This window comes from Cryobacterium sp. MLB-32 (genome assembly GCF_000738085.1).
Lineage (GTDB): Bacteria > Actinomycetota > Actinomycetes > Actinomycetales > Microbacteriaceae > Cryobacterium.
In genome coordinates this window covers 1-5,745 of record NZ_JPRS01000164.1, presented here as the reverse complement: position 1 = coordinate 5,745, position 5,745 = coordinate 1, and the positions used below count along the sequence as shown (strand labels likewise).

The following is a 5,745-nucleotide window of genomic DNA, read 5'->3' as shown; positions in this document are numbered from 1 at the left end:
GTGGTTTACCGGATTCGCTCCGGCAAATGACCCGAAGTATGCCATCACCGTTCTTGTGGAAGACGGGGGCGGAATGGATCAAACGGGGTACGGCAATCTCCTTGCCGCACCGATCGCACAAAAGGTTCTAGAGGCGGTGCTTAACAAATGAGACCCACATCAGGGCTCACCTTCGGTGGTCGTTACGAGCTGCAGTCGCGCATCGCCATCGGCGGTATGGGCGAGGTGTGGAAGTCGACCGACCTGGTGATCGGGCGCACCGTCGCGATCAAGATCTTGAAGGACGAGTATCTCGGCGACCCCGGCTTCCTGGAGCGTTTCCGCGCCGAAGCCCGCCACGCGGCACTCGTCAATCACGAGGGCATTGCAAACGTGTTCGACTATGGCGAGGAAGACGGCAGCGCCTTCCTGGTGATGGAACTCGTTCCCGGAGAGGCTCTCTCCACGATCCTGGAGCGCGAGCACGTGCTTCCCACCGACAAGGTGCTCGACATCGTGGCCCAGACCTCTCTGGCCCTTCACGCTGCCCACGCCGCCGGCCTCGTGCACCGTGACATCAAGCCGGGCAACCTGCTGATCACGCCAGAGGGCCGCGTCAAGATCACCGACTTCGGTATCGCCCGCATCGCAGACCAGGTTCCGCTCACGGCCACCGGCCAGGTGATGGGAACGGTGCAGTATCTTTCGCCGGAACAGGCGAGCGGCCACCCCGCCTCGCCGACCACGGATATCTACTCCATCGGAATCGTCGCCTACGAATCTCTCGCCGGACGACGTCCGTTCACGGGCGAGTCCCAGGTGGCCATTGCCATGGCTCAGATCAACGAGACGGCGCCCGAGCTACCGGCCACCGTTTCGGAGCCCGTTCGCAATCTGGTCTTCGCGTGCCTGGCCAAGAACCCGGCCGAACGCCCCGCATCCGCTGCGCACCTCGCGCGCGCCGCATCCGCTCTCCGTCGTGGTGACGTCGCCGCTGCCGCAGTTGCCGTTCCCGGTGTGCTCGGTGGAGAGTCCCTCACCGCAGCGACGATGCTCATGCCGGGCGGCACCGACCAGGCCACCACTATCATGCCCGCTTCGGCCGGCGGAACCCGCGCGGACGCTGTGGCAGCAGACACGAAAACGAAGAAGAAGGGTCCCTGGTCGTGGTCGTTGATCACGCTGATCATCGTGCTCGCACTGGTGCTCGCCGGCGCCATCTTCGCTCTGGTCACACAGAACAACAACACCACCCCTGTCCCGATCGAGACCTCGAGTACACCGTCCCCGCCCCCGTCCACGCCGTCACCCACGCCTCCCCCGACCCCGTCGCCGACCCCCGTGAGCACCACGACGCAGGTCAATCCCGCCGACTTCGTGGGGCTCACGAGCGAAGAAGCCCGCACAAAGCTCGACGCCATGGGCTTCGTCGCAAACGTGCAAGACGGAAATGCGTCTACCTCGGCTGATCAGGTCGTCGGCACGGTCTACTCGGTGAACCCCACCGGACCGGTGAAAAACGGCGAGACGATTGATGTGAAGGTCTACGCGGCTCCGGCGCTGCCCACGACGCCGACCACGGCGCCCACGGCCACGCCAGCGGCCGTGGCTCCCGGGGCCACAGTAACGGTGACGCTGACCTCGCAATCGTGCCCTACCGGTCAGACTCTGGCCGGCTACAAAGTGATCGTCGACAACGGAGCAGTCGTCACGGCTCCGAACCCCTCCGACTCAACGACGGCCAAGGTGACCGCCGGGCCGGCAACCGGACCCGCAACGTTCAACGTCTCGTACACCTATTTCTGTGGGCAGGTGGAGTCTGGGGCGTCCCCCACGACGACGGTGACCGTAACCGGCGCAACCGGTTAGCACCCACCCAACTTGGAAGTCGGTAACATAATGACCGTTGTGTCCACGAACCCCGGGGAGTTCTGTCTTGAGTGATGACGGTCGTTTGCTAGCTGGTCGCTATCGCGTTGGTGCACTCATCGGCCGCGGCGGTATGTCCGACGTACACATCGGCACCGATTCCCGGCTCGGGCGCACGGTCGCCATCAAGCTGCTCAAGTCGTCGCTGGCGGCGGACCCGGCGTTCCGCACTCGCTTCCGTCAGGAGGCTCAGGCCGCGGCCCGCATGGCCCACCCCACAATCGTGCGAGTGTTCGACGCCGGCGAAGAGACGGTCACCGACGACAACGGAACCGTTTCGCAGGTACCGTTCATCGTGATGGAGCACGTTGACGGCCGGCTGCTCAAAGACATCATTCGCGAAGGACCGATCGACGCCGTTGAGTCCGTGCGCATCATCGACGGCGTACTGACCGCCCTCGAGTATTCGCACCGCGCCGGCGTCGTGCACCGCGACATCAAGCCCGGCAACATCATGATCACGAAGTCCGGTCAGGTCAAGGTGATGGACTTCGGTATTGCCCGCGCCATCTCTGACTCATCGACGACCGTGGCCCAGACAACCGCGATTCTCGGCACTGCCTCCTATTTCTCTCCGGAGCAGGCCAAGGGCGAATCCGTCGATGCCCGCACCGACCTGTACTCCACCGGCGTTGTGCTCTTCGAGATGCTCACCGGGCGCGCCCCTTTCCTCGGGGATACCCCCGTGGCCGTGGCGTACCAGCACGTCAGCGAGACACCGGTCAAGCCGTCGTCTCTGAACGCGAAGGTCTCCCCCGCCCTCGACTACGTGGTGGCGCATGCCCTCGCCAAGAACCGCTTCGCGCGCTATCAGAGCGCCGTCGAGTTCCGCAACGACGTGCACACCGCCGGCGAAGGTCACATCCCCACCGGCCGAGCTGCGGACGAAGCCGGCGGCGGTCTCTTCGGCTCGGCGCCCACCCTTGAGTCCGGCTCGGTTCTGGCCATCAAGCAGCTCAGCGAAGACCAGACCATGGTGCGCACGCAGCGCCGGCCACCCGTCATCTGGGTGTGGGCCGGTATCGTGGCCGTCGTCGTCATCGTGATCTCCGTGATGTTCTGGGTGTACACGCTCAAGCCCTCCACGGAAATCCCCGACAACTCGCGCCGGGTCCCTGTGCTCACGGGACAGACGTATGACGAGGCGCAGAACAACCTCCTCGACCTCGACCTCGCTGCCACCAAAGCCGAGGAGGCCAGTGCCACCGTCCCCGCAGACGGGGTCATTCGCACCGTGCCGGCCGCCGGCACCACGGTTCACCCGGCCGAGGTCATCAAGGTGTACGTCTCCACCGGCGCTGTGCCCGTGACTGTGCCCAATGTCGTCAATCAGTCGATAGCTGATGCGCAGGCCGCCATAGAGGCCGCAGGTCTCGTCTCAGGGTCGGTCACGCGGGAGAACTCCCCCACCGTAGCCGCCGACGTCGTGATGAGCACCGACCCCGCGGCAGAGGCCGCAGAGGTAGCGGGGGTCACGGTGGACTTCGTGGTGTCGAGCGGGCTGGTGGCGCTCCGCGATATGACCGGGCAAGCCCTGAGCGCGGCGACCGACCTTCTCGGTGGCGACACGCTGCGACTCGTGGTCACCCAACCGGAGCCGGACTACACCTGCAAGCAAGCGCCTGGCTCCCCCGTGACGAATCAGTCTCTGGCACCGGGCGACGTTCCGCAGAACTCTGAAATCACGCTCACCTACTGCGCCGGCTAGTTCCCACCGGTTCACTCCCACCGACTCCGCGGGGCAGCGACCGGCGGGGAGGCGTCAGCTGAGGCGCAGGAGCGGGTGCAACCCCTTGGCGGCCTCGCGGGCCTCCGGCAAGCCGGCCAACGCCAGCCAGTTGCCCACCATGCGGTAGCCGCCCTCGGTGAGAACCGACTCCGGGTGGAACTGCACGCCGAGAATCGGGGCGGATTCGTGACGCAGCCCCATGATCACGCCGCCATCCGTGCGGGAGGTCACGACGAGGTCGTTCGGGACCGTCGAATCAACAACGGCGAGCGAGTGGTACCGCGTCGCCGTGAACGGCTGTGGCACGCCTTCGTAAAAGTCACTCTCGTCGTGTGTGATCAAGCTTGTCTTGCCGTGCATCAACTCCTCGGCGTTCGTCACGGTGGCGCCGAACGCCTCGGCAATCGCCTGATGCCCGAGGCAGACGCCGAAGAGCGGCACTCCGGACTCGAGGGCGGCGCGCACCATGGGCACCGATACCCCGGCGTCCGATGGCTTGCCAGGACCAGGGGAGAGCAACACCCCGTCGAAGTCGGCGATCCGGTCCGCGGCCTCGCTCGGTGCGAAGGCGTCATTACGCATGACCACCGTCTCCGCCCCGAGCTCCATCAGGTACCCGTTGAGGGTGTAGACGAAACTGTCGTAGTTGTCGATGACAAGGATGCGGGCCATTAGCCACCCACCGTCGCTTCCTGGTTGCTGACGAATTGGTCGATCCACGGGAAGACCCAGGTCGACAGAACGAAAAGGACGGCGGCCACCAGAATGAGCACCTGAAGAAGGCGAACCCACACAGGCCCGGGTAGAACGCGCCACAGTGCTGCATACATGAGAGTCTCCTAGCCCTGGGCCTGGGCGGCGATGATGGGTGCGAGTCCCTCGGGCGGACCGGCGGATGTCGGCTGCCACGATTCGTACACCCCGTAGGCGATGATGCGCTCCGCCGTCGAATACAGCGGATTGCAGCTCGTGAGGGTGATGATCCGGTCAACGGGGGCAACACCGGGCAAGTTTGGCACGGGCGCAAGAACTCCGACGGCCGACGGCGGCACGTACTCCAGGTCGCGGAATCGGTACGTGTAGTACCCATCGGACGTCTGAACGTAGATCGCGTCACCGAGCTGCAGCTCGTTGATCAGGTGCATTCCCCCGCCATAGGCGCTGCGGTGAGCCGCCACAGCGAAGTTGCCCACCTCGCCCGGCATTTGGGTGTCGGGGTAATGCCCGATCCCGAGGGTTGTGCTGTTGAGCACGTTGTGTCCGGTTCCCTGGGCAATGGTGCGGTGATAGTCCGCACCGTACCGCGGCACATAGAGAACGGCGAACGCTTGGGCGTCTCCCGGCGCAGTGCTGACGACCGGGTCCCCGTAGTCAACGGGGCCGGGGGCCGGTGCGACGGTGGCGTCGTCCGCGCTGTGCTGCTTGGCCTCGTCGATCCAGTTCTGACTGATTTCCGTCGCGGCGTTTGACTGTTCCTTGGCCATGATCATGTCGTTCCACCACAGCTGCCAGCCGATGAAGAGCATCACGAGCACTCCAGCAGTCATCAGGAGCTCCCCGATGACGCCGAGGATCTTCACGCCCCGCTTCACCGGACGAACCGTGGGAGTGCGCGCACGACGACCACGCCTGGGCGCGACGGCTTCAGGTTCGGTCGAATCGGTCACCCTTAGAGTCTATTCAAGATGCCAACGGTACGGGCCCCGCACGGTCAACCCGCAGAATTGGCGTCTTTGACGGTAAGCTCGCTTCCATGGCACGAACGAATCCCCGCACCAAGCCCGCCCGCACCGAGGTCGCTCGCCCCGGCGAGCAAGCCCCGAACGCCGTCTGGTTCAAGCCGGTGATGTTCGGCTTCATGCTGCTCGGCCTTGCCTGGATCATCGTTTTCTACGTGAGCCAGAGTCAGCTTCCCGTCGCGGCGCTGGGTTCCTGGAACATCATGGTTGGCTTCGGAATCGCCTTCGTCGGCTTCCTCATGACCACCCGCTGGCGCTAATCGCGAGTTCTACCCGACACACAAACAGCTAATGACAACCGTGTAATTATCCCCAGTTTGTGGATAACCTGTGGATAACTTAACCACAGGGGTACCGTGTCATGGGCCA

7 protein-coding genes are annotated in these 5,745 nt (G+C 64.6%); 4 read left to right on the top strand and 3 right to left on the bottom strand.

What is annotated here, in order from left to right; genetic code table 11:
* The 3 genes from JF66_RS23085 to pknB form a co-directional block, all read left to right on the top strand.
* Positions 1-151: penicillin-binding transpeptidase domain-containing protein (locus JF66_RS23085; protein WP_255351537.1), on the top strand; the 151-nt coding region annotated here is incomplete at its 5' end.
* A complete protein-coding gene (locus JF66_RS14580) occupies positions 148-1,848 on the top strand; it encodes a protein kinase (protein WP_035879196.1) in 1,701 nt (566 codons plus the stop codon). The genes JF66_RS23085 and JF66_RS14580, both read left to right, overlap by 4 nt.
* A 133-nt stretch (positions 1,849-1,981) precedes the next feature.
* On the top strand, positions 1,982-3,616 hold the full coding sequence (gene pknB / locus JF66_RS14575) for a Stk1 family PASTA domain-containing Ser/Thr kinase (protein ID WP_035879195.1): 1,635 nt from the start codon (positions 1,982-1,984) through the stop codon (positions 3,614-3,616).
* Between the two features lie 54 nt (positions 3,617-3,670).
* Here pknB and JF66_RS14570 read toward each other — a convergent pair whose 3' ends face one another.
* From JF66_RS14570 to JF66_RS14560, 3 genes are read right to left on the bottom strand one after another with little or no spacing between them, the layout of a single operon-like run.
* A complete protein-coding gene (locus JF66_RS14570; protein ID WP_035879193.1) occupies positions 3,671-4,309 on the bottom strand; it encodes an aminodeoxychorismate/anthranilate synthase component II in 639 nt (212 codons plus the stop codon).
* The gene (locus JF66_RS23730; protein ID WP_035879192.1) at positions 4,309-4,467 is read right to left on the bottom strand and encodes a hypothetical protein; all 159 of its coding nucleotides are present in this window, start codon (positions 4,465-4,467) and stop codon (positions 4,309-4,311) included. Before JF66_RS23730 ends, JF66_RS14570 begins: the two co-directional genes overlap by 1 nt.
* Before the next feature lie 9 nt (positions 4,468-4,476).
* Positions 4,477-5,304, bottom strand: coding sequence for a class E sortase (locus JF66_RS14560; protein WP_231556444.1), 828 nt, complete (start codon positions 5,302-5,304; stop codon positions 4,477-4,479).
* 86 nt (positions 5,305-5,390) lie between these two features.
* On the opposite strand from JF66_RS14560, the gene JF66_RS14555 reads away from it, so the two are divergent.
* Positions 5,391-5,636, top strand: a complete 246-nt coding sequence (locus tag JF66_RS14555; protein ID WP_035879191.1) for a cell division protein CrgA — start codon at positions 5,391-5,393, stop codon at positions 5,634-5,636.
* Positions 5,637-5,745 lie beyond the last annotated feature (109 nt).

Bases quoted from the DNA above. Each gene is read 5' to 3' on its own strand.
- JF66_RS14580 (WP_035879196.1), top strand. From the start codon at position 148: ATGAGACCCACATCAGGGCTCACCTTCGGTGGTCGTTACGAGCTGCAG.
- pknB (WP_035879195.1), top strand. From the start codon at position 1,982: ATGTCCGACGTACACATCGGCACCGATTCCCGGCTCGGGCGCACGGTC.
- JF66_RS14570 (WP_035879193.1), bottom strand. From the start codon at position 4,309: ATGGCCCGCATCCTTGTCATCGACAACTACGACAGTTTCGTCTACACC.
- JF66_RS23730 (WP_035879192.1), bottom strand. From the start codon at position 4,467: ATGTATGCAGCACTGTGGCGCGTTCTACCCGGGCCTGTGTGGGTTCGC.
- JF66_RS14555 (WP_035879191.1), top strand. From the start codon at position 5,391: ATGGCACGAACGAATCCCCGCACCAAGCCCGCCCGCACCGAGGTCGCT.